The following is a 19,407-nucleotide window of genomic DNA, read 5'->3' as shown; positions in this document are numbered from 1 at the left end:
CACCGACATGAGGCAGAGTGGGCCTGACTGGCAGCGTCGAGGAGCGAGAAGTCATGACAACGGAAGCGAGGACGCGAATGCGCAGACCGCTGCACGAGCAGCTGTACGAACAGATGCGCGATCGCATCAGGAGCGGTGAGTGGCCCGAGGGCGAACGGGTGCCGAGCGAGCACTCCCTGATCGCCGAGTTCGGTACCTCGCGGGGGCCGATCAGGCAGGCGCTGGCGACCCTGCGCGCAGAGGGCGCCGTCGACGGCGGACGGGGCGCACCGCCGCGCGTACGGCGACTCGTGCCGACGCAGTCCTTCCAATCGTTCGTCTCATTCACCGACTGGGCGCGGTCGATCGGACGCCGCCCCGGACAGCGGGTCATCGAGGCCGCCCGGCGTCCGGCATCGGAAACCGTCGCCGACGATCTCGGCGTGGAACCGGGGGCGGCGATCGTGGAGATCGTGCGGTTGCGGCTGCTGGACGACGAGCCGGCGATGCTCGAGAGGTCGGCATTCCCGTTCGCCGTCGGAAAGCTGCTGTTGGCGGCCGACCTCGATACGGGGAGCATCTACCAGACGATGCAGGATCACGGATGCGCACCCGTCCGCGCACGCCATGTCTTCGACGCCGTCCCCACGGATGACCTCGATGCCGCGGCGCTCGCGGTCTCGGTGTCGACTCCGCTGCTGCGGGTGCGGCGAACGGCGTGGGCCGAGGACGGCTCCCTCGTCGAGGTCGCCGATGACCGCTACCTGCCGACGATGGCCAGTTTCGCGGTCGAGAACACCTCCGACGCGCGCTCCGCACTCACGCGGGAGACCGGCGAACGCTGAACCTCGCGGTTCCGATGATCAGGCGCGCCAGCACCCCGCGATGTGGTCGTCGACCATGCCCGCCGACTGCATCAGCGCATACATCGTCGTCGGACCGACGAAACGGAAGCCTCGTCGTCGCAGCTCCTTGCTCAGCGCCGTCGACTCCGGCGTGACAGCGGGGACGTCGCTGAACGACGCCGGTCGGGTACCGGATGCCGGCGGCGCGAACGACCACATCAGCTCGTCGAGCTCGCCTGTTCCCATCGAGCGGACCAGCTGGGCGTTGCCGATGGTCGCCTCGATCTTCGCGCGATTCCGGATGATTCCGGCGTCTCCCATCAGGCGCTCGACGTCGTCTTCACCGAACTCCGCGACGATCTCGGGCTCGAACCCCGCGAAGACCTCACGGAACCGCGGCCGCTTGCGCAGGATCGTGATCCACGACAGTCCGGCCTGGAAGCCCTCGAGCGCCATCTTCTCGAACAGCGCGCGGTCGCCGTGCAGGGGCGTGCCCCACTCCTCGTCGTGGTAGCGGCGGTACTCGGCGTCGTCACCCACCCAGGCGCAGCGGTCACGGGCGTCGGGTCCGGTGAGGAGAGAGCTCATCCGCTCAGGCTATCCGCCAGGACCGACACCGCCACGGGCGCCTGCCGCCTGCCGCCTGCCGCTCCGGCCCCCCGCTTCCGCCAACGCCCCCGTCCACCGCCCACGCCCCCGTCCACCGTCGACACCCCCGCCCACCGTCGGCACCCCCGCCCACCGTCGGCACCCCCTCTCACTCGCGTGTCTCAGAGGGGGTCTCGACACGGAGAGGGGGTCTCGACACGGAGAGGGGGCCTCGACACGGAGAGGGGGCCTCGACACGGAGAGGGGGTCTCGACGGCAAGAGGCCTGACGAGGCGAGCGGACCGTCGGCCGCACACATACCTATCCACCGCCGACGCCCCCGTCCAACGTCGACACCCCCTCTCACTCGCGTGTCTCAGAGGGGGTCCCGACACGGAGCGGGGGTCCCGACACGGAGCGGGGCCTCGACGAGGCGAGGGGGGCGGGGGCGAGCGGGGTCAGCGCTTCTTCTTCAGGGCCTTCTCCTGGATGGGAGCCTGCCCGGTCGCCGCGAGGTCGGCGTAGTACGCACGCGCCTCGTCCTGACGCTGCTTCTCGATGCCGCTCGCGATCGGTGCACGCACATGCTCGGGCTCATAGCCGAACGCGTTGACCAGGTCGAGGGCGTACGGGCGCAGCCGCGCGCACAGACGGTCGATGTAGCTCGACACGGCCGCTGCGCGCTGGGTCGACAAGCGTCCGTTGATCAGGTGCCAGGCGAGGTGCTTCTCGATGAGCTGCAGTCCGAAGAGGTCACGCAGCCACGTGAGGACCTTCTTCGTGTCGGGGTCGTCCATCTGATGCACGGCGTCGGTGAACGCCTCCCACTGCAACAGCTCTCCGTGCGCACGAGCGGCTTCGATGAGTTCCGCCTGGTTCTCGTTGAAGAGGCGCGCGCCGAGCACCTTGTCCTTCGCCCCCGGACGCAGCCGAGCCGCGATGTCGGCGACCATCTGCTGCACGCGCCCGGCGAGCAGGTCGTGCTGCTGCTCCTCGCGCAGCCCCCGCTCGACCGAGCGACTCACCTGACCGAAGTCGGAGACGGCCTGTCCGAGCTGACGGAGCCCCGCGCCGTGGAACACCTTGCCCGCGGTCATTCCGACGGCGAACTTCGCCAGCGCCGCCGCGTCCTTGCCCTGGAACTGCTTGGCGTAATCGGTGAGCAGGCGCTTGCCGACCAGCTGCAGGAGGACGTTGTTGTCGCCCTCGAACGTGACGTAGATGTCGAGGTCCTGGCGAAGGCCGACCAGACGGTTCTCGAACATGAAGCCGGCCCCACCGGTGGCTTCGCGCGCCTCCTGCAAGGTGTCGAGCGCATGCCAGGTCGAGAGCGGCTTGAGGGCGGCCGCGAGCGTCTCGAGGTCCTCCCGGTCGGCCGGGGTGTCGGTGCGGCCGGAGAACACGCCGTCGAACTTCTGCAGGAACTCGTCGTGCGCGAAGATCTGCGCGTAGGTGGTCGCCAGGCGCGGGAGCAGACGGCGCTGGTGCTTGCCGTAGTCCATCAGCACGACTTCCTGGCCGTCTGCTCCGTCGAACTGACGACGCTGCGTGGCGTAGGTGATCGCGATGTGCAGGCCGAGCGCCGATGCCCAGGAGGCCGCGCCGTCGAGGGACACGCGCCCCTGGACGAGCGTGCCGAGCATCGTGAAGAAGCGGCGGCCGGGACTGTCGATCGCGCTGGAGTACGTCCCGTCGGCGGCGACGTCGCCATAGCGGTTCAAGAGGTTGGTGCGCGGGATGCGCACGTGGTCGAACGACAGTCGTCCGTTGTCGATGCCGTTGAGTCCCCCCTTGAGTCCGTCGTCCTCGCGACCGATACCGGGGAGATCGTTGCCGTCCTCCCCGCGCAGCGGCACGTAGAAGCAGTGCACACCGTGGTTGACACCGTTCGTGATGAGCTGAGCGAACACGGTCGCCGCGACGCCATGCAGTGCGGCGTTGCCCAGGTACTCCTTCGTCGCGCCCCGGAAGGGGGTGTTGATGACGAACTCCTCGGTCTCCGGGTCGTACGTCGCGGTCGTGCCGACGGCGGCGACGTCGGAGCCGTGTCCGATCTCCGTCATCGCGAAGGCACCGGGGATCGACAGGTCCATCACGCCGGGGAGCCACTTCTCGTGGTGCTCCTTCGTGCCCAGCTGGAGGATCGCGGAGCCGAAGAGTCCCCACTGCACACCGGACTTGATCTGCAGACTCGGGTCGGCGACCACGAGCTCCTCGAAGCCGGCGATGTTGGCGCCGTTGTTCTCCTCACCGCCGAGCGACTTGGGGAACGCACGGTGCACCGCCTTGTTCTCGACCAGCAGGTGCAGCTGGCTGAGCACGCGCTCGCGGTGCTCGTCTTTGCCGAGCTCATCCTTGCGCCAGAACGCTGAATCCTTGATCATCTCGCGCGCCTGGCGGCGGACGTCACCCCACGTGCCCATCAGGGCATCGTTCACTCGGGCGACGTCGATCTGCGGCGGGGCCGCGATCTCGTGTGATTCATCGGGTGTCGTCGAAGGACGGACGGCAGCGTCGACCATGGGGTTCCTCCAGGAAAGTAGGGAGAACACCATGGTAGGTCTGCGACAAACGTCGAGGAACTCCTCTGTAAGCATCCTCCAACGCGTCGCCGGGATGCCCCCGCCGCCGGTTGTCGCCTCGCGACAGGAACGGCCGAGCCGCCCTCCTACCCACGACTCCGAGAGGGTCGCCGGCGGGAGGACGGCTCGAGAGCGACTACAGCGAGAGACCGTGGCCGAAGCGGAAGAGGGGATCCGCGGTGTCGAACGGGACATCGGGGCGGGAGGCTTCGACAGCGGCCATCGACCTCGGCAGATCGAACGGCAGTCTGCCGTGCGCCTCGACCGCACCGCTCAGCACGTCGAGCAATGCGGCGCCGGACGCGCCCCAGTTGACGGTCACCGCAGCAGCCACCTCGGCGATGGGGGTCAGGATCGGCGGACGGTCGGCCAGCACGTCGACGACGGTCGGGACCGCGTGTGCAACCTCACGGGCGTGGGCGACGAGCTCGGCGGGGAACTCCAGGGATCCCGCGTGGAAGAAGTTCTCGAACATCGTCGCGCGCTCTTCGAACGGTGCCTGCAGGCGGATGATCGCGAGGTCGGCCTCGGCAGGAGTGTCCACGACCTCGCCGAAGGTGGCCGCCACGTCCGCATCGATGCCCTCGAGGTAGAGCTTCGTTCCGCTCGCGAACGGCAGCGGACCGTCGTTGGACAGGACGGTGATCGAGGCGCGTTGCGCGTCCTCCCCCGCGGCGCGGAAGTCCGCGCGTCCGACGATCTCGTCGGCGGCGTCCTCATCCACGAAGGGGTTCTCGAAGAGACCGAGCTCGAACTTCTCCCGCAGGATCCGCCGCGCCGAGACGTCGAGTCGCTCTTCCGTGATCTCGCCGTCGGCGACGAGCTCGAGCAGCAGCTCCGGGTTCGCCTCGCCGCCGAACTGGTCGGCACCGGCATCCAGCACCTTCTTCATGCGCTCGCGAGGCGTGAGGTGTTCGACTCCCCAGGCGCGGGCGGAGAAGGGCTGTCCGAAGATCTCGGAGTCGCTGATCAGCCCCCAGTCGGTGCAGACCACCCCGTCGAACCCGTAGCGCTCCCGCAGCAACCCGGTGATGACCGACTTGTTGAAGCCGAAGCCGACCTCTTCATATTCAGTGCCGACGGGCATGCCGTAGTACGGCATCATCTGGCGCGTGCCGGCGGCGAGCGCATCCTCGAAGGGCTTCAGGTGCAGCTCGAACTCTCCGCCGGGGTACACCTGCTCGCGCCCGTAGGAGAAGTGCGGGTCCTCGCCGTCCTTCTGCGGACCGCCGCCCGGGAAGTGCTTCGTCATGGTCGACACGGATCCGGGTCCGAACGAGGCGCCCTGGAAGCCGCGGATGTACGCGGCCCCGAGCCTGCCGGAGAGTTCCGCATCCTCTCCGAAGGTCGCGGTCTGCCGGGCCCAGCGCGGTTCGGTCGCGAGGTCGACCTGAGGGTGCAGCGCCACGCGGAGGCCGACCGCGGTGTACTCCTGTCGGGCGATGTCGGCGAATCGCTCCACGAGCGCCTCGTCCCGCGTCGCGGCGAGCCCGAGCGTCTCGGGCCACTGCGAGAAGGGCCCTGCGAGGATCGACGCCCCGGGGTTCTCACTGAACGAGTGGCGGGGGTCGGTCGACAGGGTGACCGGGATACCGAGACCCGTGGATGCCGCGAGACGCTGCAGGGAGTTGTGCCAGGCCGCGATCTCGCGGCCGGTCGGTGCGGCCCCCAGCAGGTTGAAGTGGGTCATCCGCTTGCCCTCGAGGAACTCACGGGCCGAGGGCGTCGCGAACGTGGGGTCGGACTCCTCGAGATCGCCGATCGCGATCATCGTGTGGAAGAGGAGGCCGGCCTTCTCCTCGATCGACATGGCATCCAGCAGCAGCTGTACGCGCTCGTCGACCGGGAGAGCGGCATCGAGCCAGGGACGGACGGTGGTGGCGGTATCGGTCATGGTCACTTAACTCCCTTGATGCGGTAGACGAGGAGGGCACCGGCCAGCGCGACGAGCGCACCGAACAGATACCAGGCCGTGTAGCCGCCGAGTGGCGTGGCGGCGCCGAGCGCGATGATGGCCGGGGCGATGGCCGGCGCGATCGACTGCGGCAGCGCGTTGGCGATGTTGAGCACCCCGAGGTCCTTTGCGGTGTCGGCGGGGTTGGGCAGCACCTCGGTGGCGAGGGCGAGGTCGACCGAGAGGAACGAGCCCGCACCGAGCCCGATGATCGCCTGCGCGACGACGACCGTGGTGACGTCCGGAGCAACGGCCAGGATGACGAGACCGACCACCATGATCACACCGGCGACCGCGACGAACGGACGCCGCTTGCCGATCTTGTCGGAGAGGAAGCCACCGAGCGGCGAGGAGATCGCCATCGCCGCCATCGAGGCGAGGTTGGCCAAGAGGATCGTTCCGACCGCGCCCTGCTCGTCGAGGCCGAACTTGGTGATCAGGTACAGCGGAAGGTAGGTGGCGATGCCCGCGTAGCCGAACATCACGAAGAACTTCGTCAGCCACGTCCAGCCGAAGTCCGGGTGCTTGCGCGGATTGAAGACGAAGGAACCGAAGAAGGTGCCGACCGTGAAGCGCTCCGCCGGCTTCTCTGTGAGTCGACGGTCCTGGAGGACGAGGACGAACACGATCACCAGGATCAGCGCGATTACGGCGGGCACGACGAAGCGCTCGAAGTCACCGGGGAGGAAGTTGACGATGAAGCTCCCGGCGAGGATGCCGATGGGGGTGGTGATACCGATGATGCCGGACACCTTGCCGCGGCTCGAGACGGGCACCTGATCGGGCAAGGTGGCGTTGGCTGCGGCGAGCACCGCGTTCATCGACGCCTGCACGAGGCACCAGGCGAGCAGGACCATCCACACGGAGGTGGCGACGCCGATGATCAGGAATCCGCCGAGGCCGACGATCGCGCCACCGAGGATCCACGGGCGACGCATGCCCCAACGCGACGTGGTCCGGTCGGAGAGCCGACCCACCAGCGGGTTCGCCACGAGCGCGAATGCTGCGCCGATGCTCATCACCAGCCCCAGGCTCGCCTCCGTGCTGACCGGATCGATGTGCTGGATCTTGAACGCCATCGACACCATGACCGGCGTGAGAAGCGCGAGGTACACGCCGAAGTTCACGGCGGCGAGACCAGGCGCGTAGCCGCGCGGCGTCTTCGACGGCGTCGTTCCGGGCGCTTTGAACCCGGTGGTGCCGACCGCAGCCGCGTTCGCGGCGGATGACAACTCTGTCATGACAGTCCTTTCGAATCTCCGCACGTCTTCGGGCGATGCGGCTCTCCGAAGAAGATACACGAATCCAGACCGATTGGTAAGTGAATACCGACCGAGTGGTAATGAGCGAGGATAGAGAGCGGAAAGGAGGATGCGATGACCACGACCGCACCGACGGGCTCGCGGCACGCCCGTGCCGCCGCCACACGGGAGCGCATCCTCGCTGCCGCCCACGATCTGTTCATCTCCCGCGGCTATCGGTCGACCTCCCTGCGAGACATCGCCGCCGCCGCCTCGGTCAGCCACCCCGGGCTGCTCGGGCACTTCGGCTCGAAGGACGACCTCCTCGCCGAGGTCGTCGGCGCACTCGAGGCCGACAACGAGACGGTCTTCGCGGAGATCGCCGCCGCATCCGAACCCGGCGACCTCGTCTTCACCCGACTCGCCGAGCGGAACGCCCACACCGAGGGATACCTCGAGCTCTTCGCCGCGCTCACCGGCGAGGCATCATCGCCTGGGCACCCGGCGCACGAGCGGATGCGGGAGCGCTATGCGCGGTTGCGCGAACTCAGCGTCGACGTCCTGGAGGACGCCAAGCACCTCGGCGTGGTCGCCGCCGACCGCGATGTCGACGGTGAGATCGTGCGGCACACCGCCGGCTGGGACGGCTTGCAGCTGCTCTCGCAGTACCTGCCCGACCGCGTCGACGTGGTCGAGGAGCTCGAGGAGCGGGAGAACCTGTGGGCCTTGCCGGTCGGCTGGCGCGACCCCGACGACGCGCCCGGGTCCGGCACCGGAACTTCCCGCACCCTCCCCGAACTCCGCACCGGCACGCTGGCGAACGCCGACCCGGGATACGCGGTCGGCCGCCGCCGCCGGGCGCAGATCGTCGCCGACGCGATGCGCCTGTTCTCGCGCGACGGCTACGGCGACACTAGCCTGCAGGACATCGCCACCGCCGTCGGCGTCTCCAAATCGACGCTGCTGCACCACTACCCCTCGAAAGAGCTGCTCCTCAGCGCCGTCCTCGCCGAACGCGACAAGGCGATCAGCGCGACCACGGAACTCTCCGAAGTCGTTTCGGCCGGCGCGCTGCTGCGAGGCATCCCGGACGGCGCGAGGGTCAACGCACGCAACGAACCCGGCCTGATCGAGGTGTACGCGGTCCTGTCCTGCGAAGCCGTCCCCGCGACCCATCCGGCACACGACTACTTCGCCTCGCGGTTCACGAACGCCCTGGACCACTTCACCGAGCTCTTCCGCATGGCTCAGGAAGACGGCGACCTCCCAGCACACCGCGACCCCGCACACGAGGCCACCTGGCTCATCGCGATGTGGGACGGCCTCCAGTATCAGTGGCTCTACGACCGGAATGCGGTCGACATCGCGGAGCAGCTGCGGGCTCACCTCGCCGACGTGCTGCCCGCACGCTGACGGACAGGACGCGGCGTTCAGGCCGCGGCGATGACCGCGAGCACGCTCTCGCCGTATGCCTCGCGCTTCTTCGCGCCGATGCCGGTGATGCCGTCGAGGTCTGCGAGCGACGCCGGGCGATGCTCGGCGAGAGCGCGCAGGGTGGCATCACCGAAGACGATGTACGCAGGAACACCCTGCTCCCGTGCGGTCTCGGCGCGCCAGGCCCGCAGCGACTCGAAGAGCCCGCGGTCCCCGGCGTCCAGCGCATCCGCGGCACTCGCCTTGCGGGCACGACCGGACGAGACGGGACGACCGATCGTGTCCTTGCGAAGAGGCACGGCGGTCTCTCCGCGCAGCACCCCGGCCGCCTGCTCGCCGGGGGCCAGCGTGCCGTAATCGCCCTGGGCCACGAGGATGCCGCGGGCCAGGAGTTGCCGGACCACGCTGCGCCAGTCCTGGTCGGACAGGTCGCTGCCGATGCCGTAGGTCGCGAGCTTGTCGTGGCCCTGCTGCCGGATGCGCTCGGTCGACGCGCCGCGGAGGATGTCGATCAGGTGTCCGGCGCCGAAGGACTGGTTGCGCTCGCGTTGGAGTCGCACGATGGTCGACAGCAGCTTCTGCGCCGGAACGAGGCCGTCGAACGTCTCAGTGTCGTCGAGGCATGTGTCGCAGTTGCCACAGGGCTGCGACTGCTGACCGAAGTAGCCGAGCAGGTTCTGCCGACGGCACTCCACGGTCTCGCAGAGCGCGAGCATCGCATCGAGGTGCTGCCCCAACCGCATCTTGAAAGTGCGGTCCCCGGGGCTCTGATCGATGAGGCGGCGCTGCTGCACCACGTCGCCGAGTCCGTACGCCATCCACGCCACCGCCGGCTCGCCGTCACGACCGGCGCGACCGGTCTCCTGGTAGTACCCCTCGACGGACTTCGGCAGGTCGATGTGCGCGACGAAACGCACATCGGGCTTGTCGATCCCCATGCCGAACGCGATGGTCGCGACCATGACCACGCCGTCTTCCCGGAGGAAGCGGGCCTGATGGGCTGCACGCACCTCCGCGGGAAGGCCCGCGTGATACGGGAGCGCGTCGATCCCCTGAGCGGCGAGGGAGGTCGCCGTCTGCTCGACCGACTTGCGGCTGAGGGCGTAGACGATACCCGCCGCACCTTCCGGTTGCGACCGGATGAAGGCGACCAGTTGCTTGCGCGGGTCGACCTTGGGCACGATCCGGTACTGGATGTTGGGGCGATCGAAGCTCGCGACGAAGTGTGTGGCGGCCTCTCGTCCGTCCTGACCGTCGAGTCGCAGACGCTCGGTGATCTCCTTGTGCGTGGCCGCGGTCGCCGTCGCGGTGAGAGCCGTGCGAGGGACCCCGGGGAACCGCTCGCCGAGGTCACCCAGCGCGAGGTAGTCGGGCCGGAAGTCATGACCCCACTGAGACACGCAGTGGGCCTCGTCGATCGCGATCACGCTCAGCGTCCCGCGTTGCAGCAGCGCCGTGGTCTGAGCGTGGGAGAGCCGCTCGGGGGCGACGTAGAGGAGGTCGAGCTCACCGGCGACGTAGGCCCGCTCGACCTCTCGGCGCTCGTCGATCGCCTGCGTCGAGTTGAGGTACGCGGCATTGACGCCGTTGGCCCGGAGCGCATCGACCTGGTCGTGCATGAGCGCGATGAGCGGGCTGACCACGAGCCCCGTGCCCTCGCGCACGAGTGCCGGCACCTGGTACGTGATGCTCTTGCCCCCGCCGGTCGGCATGAGGACCACGGCGTCGCCGCCCGCGATGACCTGCTCGACGATCTCGGCCTGGTCGCCACGGAACTCGTCGTAGCCGAAGACCGTGTGCAGCGCATCGAGAGCGGTCGCGAACCGACTCGGGGTCGCCCGCCGCGCCACCGACACAGGCGTCAAGGTCGCCGATGCGACGGGCGTGACGGGCCCGGATCCCCAGTCGAGAGGCGGCTCGAATCCTGCTCCCTGCGGCTCCCAATCCATCGGCTCCGGCGGGGCGGACTGCTCCCAGCCATCGTCGTAGGGCTCGTCGGCGTACGGCAGGTCCGCGTACGGGTCACGGGGAGTCTGCGGCATTCCTCCAGCGTAACCACCCCCGCCGACGCGGGAGCCCCCCTCTCCACAGGCCAGGGGCGGGGCGGGCGAAAACCCAGACCATCCGTAACTCACTGGGCGTGGCGCGCTTCGACACGCCGTCCGCGGCTCGGGTCGTCTGGGTTTCGGCCCACCCCACCCGCACGGGCGTAGGTTGGAGGCAACCCGTTCGAAGGAGCTCCGATGACCGACATCACCGTGACCCGCAACGAGGGCGAATCGCGCTACGAACTCCACTCGGGCGACGTGCTCGCGGGCTTCGCGGCCTTCGACCTCCGTGCCGGATCCATCCGCTTCCTCCACACCGAGATCGACCCGGCGTTCCAGGGACAGGGATTGGCCGGGAAGCTGGCCGCCGAAGCGCTGACGGATGCGGCCGGGCGCGGCGAGGCGATCGTGCCGCTGTGCCCGTACATCGCGAAATACCTCGAGACGCATGAGATCCCCGGTGCCGAGATCCGCTGGCCGAAGGCTCCCGCTGGTCACGCCGGATCCGCGGGCGAGGACCCGACCGGGCGGGCGGAATGATCGGGCAGCACCGCCTGATCCTGGAGCCGCGGGAGGTTCCGCTCGGCGGTGTGCGCGGGATGAACGTGCTGCGAGCCCTGCCGCACCGGAACCTGCCGACGATCGGTGCCTGGTGCTTCCTCGACCGGTTCGGTCCCGCCGACACGAAGATGCGGGTCGAGCCACATCCGCACATCGGACTGCAGACCGTGACCTGGCCGCTCGTCGGGGAGATCCGCCACCGCGACTCACTGGGCAGCGATGCGGACCTGCGGCGCGGGCAGCTGAACCTGATGACGGCCGGGAACGGCATCTCGCATTCGGAGTACTCGATCGGCGAGGGACCCGTGCCGCTCGACGCGCTGCAGCTCTGGGTGGTGCTGCCCGAATCCGCCCGCCACGGTTCCCCCGGCTTCGAGCGGCACACCGAACTGCCCGCGCTCACACTCCCCGCCGACGAAGGGGCAGCAGCCGAAGCCACCGTCGTGCTCGGTGACTTCGCCGGCGTGCGCTCGCCCGCGACCGTCCACACGCCGATCGTGGGCGCGGAGATCGTCCTCTCCCCCGGCTCCCGCGTGCGTCTCCCCCTGCGGGCCGGCTGGGAGCACGCGCTGATGCTCGTCGAGGGCGATGCGGTCGTGGCGGAGCATCCCCTCGACCGCAACGGCCTGCTCTACCTCGGCGACTCCCGCGAGAGCGTCGAGGTGTCGAGCGGCGAGGGGGCACTGCTTTTCCTCCTCGGCGGCGAACCCTTCGAGGCCGACATCGTGATGTGGTGGAACTTCGCCGGCCGTTCGCACGACGAGATCGTCGACGCGCGCGAGGCCTGGGAAGCGGCATCCGACCGCTTCGGTGTCGTCGCCGGACACGACGTGCGCATCCCCGCTCCGCCGCTGCCACCCGTGCGGCTCATGCCGCGCAGCCGCAAGATCTGACGCGACACGGAGATCGTCACGCCCGGGCGGCGATGGCGGCGGCCTCGACCCCTTCGGGGAGTTCGCCGAACAGTCGCCCCATCCCCTCGCCGAGGCGCGCCGCGAGGAACCCCTCCGCGACGGCGGAAGGGGCGGTACGGATCAGGAGCGATGCCTCCAGCGACAGCGCGAGATCGGCGACCAGCCTCCGTGCCCGCGCCTCGGCCGCGGGATCCTCCGTGATGCTGCGGACGAGATCCCGTGTGCGGGCAATGTGCACGTCGAGCCGGGGATCCTGCCCGGCGGCGAGCGCCACTTCGGCGTCGAACGCCTCGAAGGATTGCGGCTCGCGAGCCAGCGCACGCAGGACGTCGAGGGCGATGACGTTGCCCGACCCCTCCCACACCGCCATGACCGGCTGCTCGCGATAGCGCTGAGCGAGCGGGAAGTCTTCGGTGATCCCGTTGCCGCCGAGGCATTCGAGCGCTTCGGCCGCATGCGCGGGTCCGCGCTTGCAGACCCAGTACTTCATGACCGCGGTGCCGAGACGACGAAAAGCGGTCTCCTGCTCGTCGGCATCGGCGTCGTAGGCGCGCGCGAGTCTGAGCGCCGCAGCGGTGGCCCCCTCGGTCTCGAGCTGCAGGTCGGCGAGCACGGCGGTCATCGCCGGCTGGTCGATCAGCGTACGACCGAAGGCGGAGCGATGACGCACGTGCCAGGCTGCTTCGGCGGTCGCCTGACGCATGCCTGCCAGCGAGCCCAGGATGCAGTCCAGCCGGGTGTGGGTGACCATCTCGATGATCGTGCGCACACCGCGCCCCTCCTCCCCGACGAGGTGGGCGACGGCGCCTTCGTACTCCACCTCGCTCGACGCGTTGGAGACGTTACCGAGCTTGTCCTTCAGGCGCATGATCCGGATCTCGTTTCGCGTTCCGTCTTCGCGCAGGCGCGGGAGCAGGAAGCAGGAGAGGCCGCCCGGCGCCTGAGCGAGAACGAGGAAGGCGTCCGACATCGGCGCGGAGCAGAACCATTTGTGCCCCGTCAACGCGTAGCGTCCGCCCCCGAGCGGCGCGGCGACGGTCGTGTTCGAGCGCACGTCCGAACCGCCCTGCTTCTCGGTCATGGCCATGCCGAACAACGCGCCCGGCTTTCCCGGGGAGAGGGAGGGGTCGTATCGGGTCGACAGGAGTCGCGGCATCCATTGCGCGGCCAGTTCCGGCTGCGCGGCGACGACCGGCACGACGGAATGCGTCATCGACACCGGGCAGGCGTGCCCGGGCTCGACCTGGGCGAACAGCATGAACGATGCGGCACGAGCGACGTTCGCACCGGGCCGCGGGTCGGCGAAAGCCGAGGTGTGCGCCCCCGCCGCGACGGCCGCGCCGAGCACGCGGTGGTACGACGGGTCGTACTCGACCTCGTCGATGCGGTGCCCCCAGCGGTCGTGGCTGCGCAGGACCGGCTTGTTCCTGTTGGCCCGTCGCGCATCCTCCTGGAACTGCTCGCCGCCCACACGGACGCCGATCTCGTGCAGTCCCGGGTGCGCCCATGCGGCGTCATAGCGCTCGACCCCCTCGACGAGCGCCGTGTTCGTGCCGTACTCGTCCACGCCGACGCGCTCCGGCGCCTGATTCGTGACGTGGTGCGTGCTCATCTCTCCCCCACAGCGCGCAGACACAGGGCCGTGATCGTCGCCACGACGGACTCGGGGTCGGGTGCGTCCTCGACGCCGGAGACCGGGGAGAGCGGTCCGGTGAGCGCCTCACCGATCGCGCCGACGAGTCCCGCCGCCGTGATCGCCGGATCCTGCCGAGCGAAAACCTCAGAAGCGATCCCCTGTCGGACGATCTCCTCGAGCAGGGCAGCGTAGCCGCGGCGGTAGGCGAGGCGCTCCTCGTCGACAGCGCGGCCGACGGGCTCGGCGAGGAGCGCCCAGGCCAGTCGCCGTCCGCGGAGTGCGCGCGCCGCGAAGGTCTCGATCAGAGCGACTAGACGCGCACGAGCATCATCGGGCGCGGCGTGCACCGCGTCGTCCACCGCCGTCAGCTCGGCCCCGGCGCACTGTCGGAAGACATCGGCGAGCAGATCGTCGACGCTGTCCACGTAGGTGTAGAGCAGGCCCGCGCTCATTCCCGCACGAGCGGTGATGGCCTTCACGGTCGCCGCGCCGAAGCCCTCCTCGCGCACGATGCCGCTCGCGGCCTCACACAGTTCGCGACGACGATCTCCGGCCACCACGTTCACTCGTCGGCGTCTCTGCTCCGCCATCTCGTCTCCCCACCGGATGCGACTGTTCGAGTCGACTGAATCATGATTCAATAGCCGCATTGAATCACGATTCAGTCGGCGCTGCAAGGCGCCGCCGGACACACCACGACGACGTGAGGAACCACTCCATGAATCTGACCTGGATGCTCGAACGCTCCGCCCGAACCTTTCCGCACACGCAGGCGATCGTGTCCGATCTCGGCACGCTGGACTACTCGCAGCTGCTGTCGGCCTCTCGCCGCGCCGCCGCGGTCTTCCAGGCAGCAGGGGTCTCCGCAGGCGACCGCGTCGGGGTCATGACCTACAACACCCCCGCCTTCGCGATCGCGGCGTTCGGCCTCTGGCGCGCCGGGGCCACGCTCGTCCCGATCAACCACAAGTTCACGGCGCACGAGGTGGGATACGTCGCCGCGCACGCAGGACTCCGGTTGATCGTCACGGACGAGGATCTCGTGCCCCGGGCAAGGGAGGGCGCCCCGTCCGCCCGTATCCTCACGACGACCGACGACGCCTCCGGAGAGTTCGATCAGCTCGTGGCGACGAGTGAGGAGTGGGACGGAGTCGAGGTCGAGCCCGACGCGATCGCCCAGGTGCTCTACACCTCCGGCACCACCAGCAGCCCCAAGGGGTGTCTGCACTCCCACGCAGGACTCGCGAACGTCCCGGCCTACACCACGGCGGCCGTAGGACTCCGACGGGACGACCGGTTCCTCATCGCCATGCCCATCTGGCACGCTTCACCGCTCAACAACTGGTTCCTGTCGATGATCTACCTCGGCGGGACCGTGGTCCTCCTCAAGGAATATCACCCCGTCGGCTTTCTCGAGACCATCCAGAAGCACGGGGTGACCGCGTTCTTCGGCGCGCCCATCGCCTACCTGGCCCCACTCAAGGTGTTGCCGACGGTCGGCGCGAGCCTGGCGGACTTCGATCTCTCGTCGGTCCGCTTGTGGGCCTACGGGGGTGCGCCGCTGGGAGCCGAGACCGTGAGCCTGCTCGAATCCGCCTACGGATCCGACTGCTTCTACCAGGTCTACGGGATGAGCGAGATGGGCCCCGTGGGCGCCGCCCTCTACCCCTCGGAGCAGCGGGTGCGGGCCGGCTCCATCGGCGCAGGCGGCATGCCGGGCGTCGACATCAGGGTCGTGGGTGCGGACGCGTCCGACGTCGCAGGAGGTGAGGTCGGCGAGCTGTGGATGCGCTCCGCCACCCGCATGATCGGCTATCTCGACGCTCCGGAAGCCACGGAGGCCGCGTTCGTCGGCGACTGGTACCGCACCGGCGACCTCGCACGTCTCGATGAGGACGGCTACCTCTACATCGTCGACCGGCTCAAGGATGTGGTGATCTCCGGAGGAGAGAACGTCTACTCTCCCGAGGTCGAGGATGCGCTGCGCGCCCACCCGTCGATCACCGACTCCGCCGTGATCGGACGCCCGCATCCGGAATGGGGAGAGACGGTCGTCGCCGTCCTGGAGGCGGCGGACGACGTGCTCCTCGACGACGTCCGGGAGTTCCTCGCCGACCGCCTCGCCCGCTACAAGATCCCCCGCGAGCTGATCGTCCGCGAGGCGCTGCCGCGCACGCCCTCCGGCAAGATCATGAAACACGTGCTCCGAGCCGAACTCGTCGACGCCTGATCTTCCGGACGGAGGCTCGGACGCACACAGCGCCCCGCGGAAGGGAGACCGCGGGGCGCTGTGCTGTGGGGGCTACTCCGGCTTGGCTGTCGGCGGAGCCTCCGTCTCGGGCGCCTCCGTCGGCGGAGCCTCCGTCTCCGGAGCGTCCGTCTCGGGCGCTTCGGTCGGCGGGACCTCGGCGTCGGGCGCTTCACCCGCCGGGACGGTGACCGTCACCACGGTGCGGACCTCGGAGTCGCCGTAGCGGACCAGTCCCAGGTACCGGGTACCGGCCGTGAGGCCCGTCCAGCTGAGCTCATAGCTCGTCTTCTCGCCGCGGACGGCGGCGATCGGGTTCGGGGTCGCGGCGAACGCGCCCTCTCCGCCGGGCTGCACGTTGGCGTAGGTCATGTCCCACGTCATCGGACCCGTCGTCGAGTACATGTTCGCGACCACGAGGTAGGTCCCGGCGGTCGGTGCGGGGAGCGTGACCTGCTCGTCCGCCGAACCGGTCGCCGACTGCCACCGCTCGTAGTACCGCAGGTCGTCCGGGCTCACCACGCGGTACACGGTGAGGTCCAGGTCGCTGCCGTCGTCGTCCGAGGAATCGAGGTCGAACCGCGAGAGGGTGGTCCCCTCCGGTACATCGACGATCCACGCCACGTCCTTGTTCGCGTCACCGGAGTTCTCGTCGCCCGAGTGCCCCTCGACCGGGTTGTCCGGGTCGCTGAGCAGGTCGAAGGCGGTGAGTCCCGAGAGGTCGAGCGCCAGGTCGCCGTCGAGACCGGGGGTGATCTCAACCGCCGTGCTGCCGTCCGCTCCGGTACCCGTGACCTCGGCCGGAGCATCCGCCGTCACCGGGAACACCGCGATCGGGGAGCGCACCGTGTTCTTCTTGCTCGTCCAGGTCAGCGTGCCGGTGGCCCACTGCTCCACCGGAGCATCGGTGTTGTCGAACGTGACCGTGAAGGTCTTCGTCTGCCCCGGCTTGTCGAAGGTCAACTGCGAGGGCGTGACCTTGACGTGCACTCCGGGGACCGAGGCCTTCGCGGTGAACGTCCCCTTCTGGGTCGATGTGACCGACCGGGTGACGGTCTGCGCGCTGGCCAGCGAGCCGATCGAGATCGATGCCTGGTTCAGGTCGCTGCCGTCGATGGGATCGATGCCGGGGAAGTCCGACAGGCCCTTCCCGTCGAGGAATGCCGCCCAGTCCTTCACTCCGTTGAGGTAGAGCAGACCCGGGTTCAGGTACCGCGTCGCGTCGACCTGTCCCGCGCCCTGTTCGAACGGGTTCGTGTTCTTCGATCCGTCGGGCAGGACGGTGTCGTAAGCGGTCGTCATCATCGCCGAACGGATCTCCGCCGGCGTCGCCTTCGGGTGCTCACCGAGGTAGAGCGCTCCGAGACCGGCGACGTGCGGTGAGGCCATCGACGTGCCGGAGAGGATGCCGAAGGTCGGCTTCTCTCCGGGGGCGTTGTTCGTCGCCGCGAGGATCGCGACACCGGGGGCTGCCACGTCCGGCTTCAGCACATCGCTGCCGTCGGCGAGCATCGGTCCGCGGCTCGAGAAGCCCGCGATCTGCGGCGTGGGGGTGGTCACGCCCGTCGTGTTCTCACCGACCAGCGTGATCGGCCGATCGACGCCGCCCTGCACGTACGCGAGCACGGCTTCGCGGTACTCGGCGTTGAGGTGGACGGTCGGCACGGCGTGGAAGTCGTTGTCGAGCGAGTCCGCTCCACCGGGCACGTTCACGAGAACCATGCCGATGCCGCCGGCATCCTTCACGACCTGCGACTTCTCGGCACGCGCGTTGCTGCCGCGGTCGCACACGACGATGTGTCCGGCGACCTTGGCCGGGTCGAGGGTGCCGGGCAGGCAGAGCTGCGCGTCGACCGCTCCCGCCGCCCCGGCGTCGACCGCTGCGATGGACGGGCCGGTGACACTCTCGCCGAACGGCACGCTCACCGACGCTCCGGCCTGCTCGAACCCGTCGAACTGCACGGTGCCCTCCCAGGTGGGGATGGTGGAGGCGGCGACCGTCGTGTACCAGGGCGAGGCGTGGTCGGCGGTGACCGGGTCCGGACCGTCGTTGCCGGCGCTGGTCGCGACGAAGACACCCGCGGCCGCGGCGTTGAAGAACGCGAGGTCCTCCGGAGCCATCACCGTGCTGGCGGCACCGCCGCCGATCGAGTAGTTGATCACGTCGACACCGTCGGCGACGGCCTGGTCGATCGCCGCGACGAGGTCGCTGAGGGCGCAGATGTCATCCGTGGTGACCGCAGGGTCGGGACCGACGTAGCAGGCCTTGTAGGCGGCGACCTTCGCGGACGGGGCGACGCCGGACACCGTGCCGAAGTCGACATCCTCGATGGAGGCCTTGACCTTGAAGTTGCCGGCCGCGGTGCTCGCGGTGTGGGACCCGTGACCGTCGCCGTCACGCGGCGAGAGGTAGTCGTACTGGAAGTCGAAGCCGGCGGCCTCGGCTCCGGCGTAGAAATACTGGCCGCCGATCAGCTTCGAGGAGTAGTCGCGCTTGTCCCAGTCCTGGGCTTCGACCATCGCGGACTGGAACTGGCCGCCGTCGGACTTGTCGAAGTAGACGTACTTGCCGTCGGTGTAGGGCTGCTTGCCCTTGTGCCGGTCGTGCTGCTTCTTCTGCTTCTTGAGCTTCTTGCCGTCGAACGAGGGGTGCTCCGGGGCGATGCCGGTGTCGATCACACCCACCACGACGCCTTCTCCGGCCTTGTCGACTCCTCCGGTCTGCTGCCACACGCCGCCACGGCCCTTGCGGTCGTCGCCGAGACCGAGGAAGTCGGTCGACGTCTGCGCATCCGGGTGACGGATCTCATCGGGGTACACGCCCAGCACGTCCTTCGACGCACGGAGCGCATCGACCTGTTCGCCGCTGAGGTCGGCGCTGAACCCGTTGAGCACGACCTGGTAGGTCGTGTCCGGGGTGACGCCGATGTCGCTGACGAGGTCGGTCTGCTCGGATTCGAGGTGCTTGACGTACCGCTGCGAGTCCTGCGATTGGGTCTCGAGCTGCTCACCCTCGGCGGGTTTCGTCGCCTTCAGGCCCTTGACGTCGCCCTCGTAGGTGGCGAGGGGGTCTGCTTTCATGACCACGATGTAGTGCCCTGGGGTGCCGGCGACCGGAACGGGGTGCGTCACCTCCTCGGTCGCCGCGAAACCGGTGGTTGCCGTGGATGCGATGAACAGCGTCGCCAGGGTGGTGGCTGCTGCCATCCGGAGGGGTGTTCGACCCATGTGGTGCTCCCGATGATCACGATGCAGCCGCGTTGCTGCACCGCGGCCAACATAGCCCCGCTCCTCACCTCCGGAGACAGAACTGGTCGATGGTCGAATCCGGCTTCGCCGATACGCCAGGATTTTGCACGGCAGGGCTCCCGATAGGT

Annotated in this window: 13 protein-coding genes; 5 read left to right on the top strand and 8 right to left on the bottom strand. The window is 69.0% G+C overall.

The genetic code is table 11. From position 1 onward, the window contains the following. Positions 1 to 77: 77 nt before the first annotated feature. Entirely contained in the window at positions 78 to 824 is a 747-nt protein-coding gene (locus tag LRQ07_RS02340; RefSeq protein WP_256535726.1) for a GntR family transcriptional regulator, read from the top strand. An 18-nt stretch (positions 825 to 842) separates the two neighbouring features. On the opposite strand, the gene LRQ07_RS02335 is transcribed toward LRQ07_RS02340, so the two are convergent. From LRQ07_RS02335 to LRQ07_RS02320, 4 genes are all read right to left on the bottom strand, one after another. Then, positions 843 to 1,412, bottom strand: coding sequence for a DNA-3-methyladenine glycosylase I (locus tag LRQ07_RS02335; protein ID WP_131494493.1), 570 nt, complete (start codon positions 1,410 to 1,412; stop codon positions 843 to 845). A 458-nt stretch (positions 1,413 to 1,870) separates the two neighbouring features. After that, the gene (locus LRQ07_RS02330; RefSeq protein ID WP_047522435.1) at positions 1,871 to 3,934 is read right to left on the bottom strand and encodes an acyl-CoA dehydrogenase; all 2,064 of its coding nucleotides are present in this window, start codon (positions 3,932 to 3,934) and stop codon (positions 1,871 to 1,873) included. 196 nt (positions 3,935 to 4,130) lie between these two features. Then, positions 4,131 to 5,888 carry a glycoside hydrolase family 3 protein gene (locus LRQ07_RS02325; protein ID WP_256535725.1) on the bottom strand — a complete coding sequence of 586 codons (1,758 nt, stop codon included), beginning with the start codon at positions 5,886 to 5,888 and terminating at the stop codon, positions 4,131 to 4,133. A gap of 2 nt (positions 5,889 to 5,890) precedes the next feature. Then, positions 5,891 to 7,189, bottom strand: coding sequence for an MFS transporter (locus tag LRQ07_RS02320; RefSeq protein WP_134352884.1), 1,299 nt, complete (start codon positions 7,187 to 7,189; stop codon positions 5,891 to 5,893). Between the two features lie 135 nt (positions 7,190 to 7,324). Between LRQ07_RS02320 and LRQ07_RS02315 the strand changes: the two genes are divergently transcribed. Beyond that, positions 7,325 to 8,602, top strand: coding sequence for a TetR/AcrR family transcriptional regulator (locus LRQ07_RS02315; protein ID WP_256535724.1), 1,278 nt, complete (start codon positions 7,325 to 7,327; stop codon positions 8,600 to 8,602). A 17-nt stretch (positions 8,603 to 8,619) separates the two neighbouring features. Here LRQ07_RS02315 and recQ read toward each other — a convergent pair whose 3' ends face one another. After that, on the bottom strand, positions 8,620 to 10,665 hold the full coding sequence (recQ, locus tag LRQ07_RS02310; protein WP_256535723.1) for a DNA helicase RecQ: 2,046 nt from the start codon (positions 10,663 to 10,665) through the stop codon (positions 8,620 to 8,622). Positions 10,666 to 10,866: 201 nt separating this feature from the next. On the opposite strand from recQ, the gene LRQ07_RS02305 reads away from it, so the two are divergent. Next, positions 10,867 to 11,211 carry a GNAT family N-acetyltransferase gene (locus LRQ07_RS02305; RefSeq protein WP_256535722.1) on the top strand — a complete coding sequence of 115 codons (345 nt, stop codon included), beginning with the start codon at positions 10,867 to 10,869 and terminating at the stop codon, positions 11,209 to 11,211. After that, positions 11,208 to 12,125: a pirin family protein gene (locus tag LRQ07_RS02300; RefSeq protein WP_256535721.1), complete on the top strand. Its 918-nt coding sequence runs from the start codon at positions 11,208 to 11,210 to the stop codon at positions 12,123 to 12,125. The genes LRQ07_RS02305 and LRQ07_RS02300 overlap by 4 nt, the downstream gene beginning before the upstream one ends. A 16-nt stretch (positions 12,126 to 12,141) precedes the next feature. Here LRQ07_RS02300 and LRQ07_RS02295 read toward each other — a convergent pair whose 3' ends face one another. Both LRQ07_RS02295 and LRQ07_RS02290 read right to left on the bottom strand, forming a co-directional pair. After that, positions 12,142 to 13,758, bottom strand: a complete 1,617-nt coding sequence (locus LRQ07_RS02295) for an acyl-CoA dehydrogenase family protein (protein WP_256535720.1) — start codon at positions 13,756 to 13,758, stop codon at positions 12,142 to 12,144. Next, positions 13,755 to 14,372 (bottom strand): TetR/AcrR family transcriptional regulator, encoded by a 618-nt coding sequence (locus LRQ07_RS02290; RefSeq protein ID WP_256535719.1) that lies wholly within the window; start codon positions 14,370 to 14,372, stop codon positions 13,755 to 13,757. Before LRQ07_RS02290 ends, LRQ07_RS02295 begins: the two co-directional genes overlap by 4 nt. Positions 14,373 to 14,500: 128 nt before the next feature. Between LRQ07_RS02290 and LRQ07_RS02285 the strand changes: the two genes are divergently transcribed. Continuing rightward, entirely contained in the window at positions 14,501 to 16,012 is a 1,512-nt protein-coding gene (locus tag LRQ07_RS02285) for a class I adenylate-forming enzyme family protein (RefSeq protein ID WP_256535718.1), read from the top strand. Positions 16,013 to 16,084: 72 nt separating this feature from the next. On the opposite strand, the gene LRQ07_RS02280 is transcribed toward LRQ07_RS02285, so the two are convergent. Then, positions 16,085 to 19,237, bottom strand: a complete 3,153-nt coding sequence (locus LRQ07_RS02280; protein WP_256535717.1) for a S8 family peptidase — start codon at positions 19,235 to 19,237, stop codon at positions 16,085 to 16,087. Positions 19,238 to 19,407 lie beyond the last annotated feature (170 nt).

The organism is Microbacterium sp. J1-1 (assembly GCF_024498615.1).
GTDB classification, from domain to species: domain Bacteria; phylum Actinomycetota; class Actinomycetes; order Actinomycetales; family Microbacteriaceae; genus Microbacterium; species Microbacterium aurugineum.
This window is presented reverse-complemented; position numbering and strand designations above follow the sequence as displayed.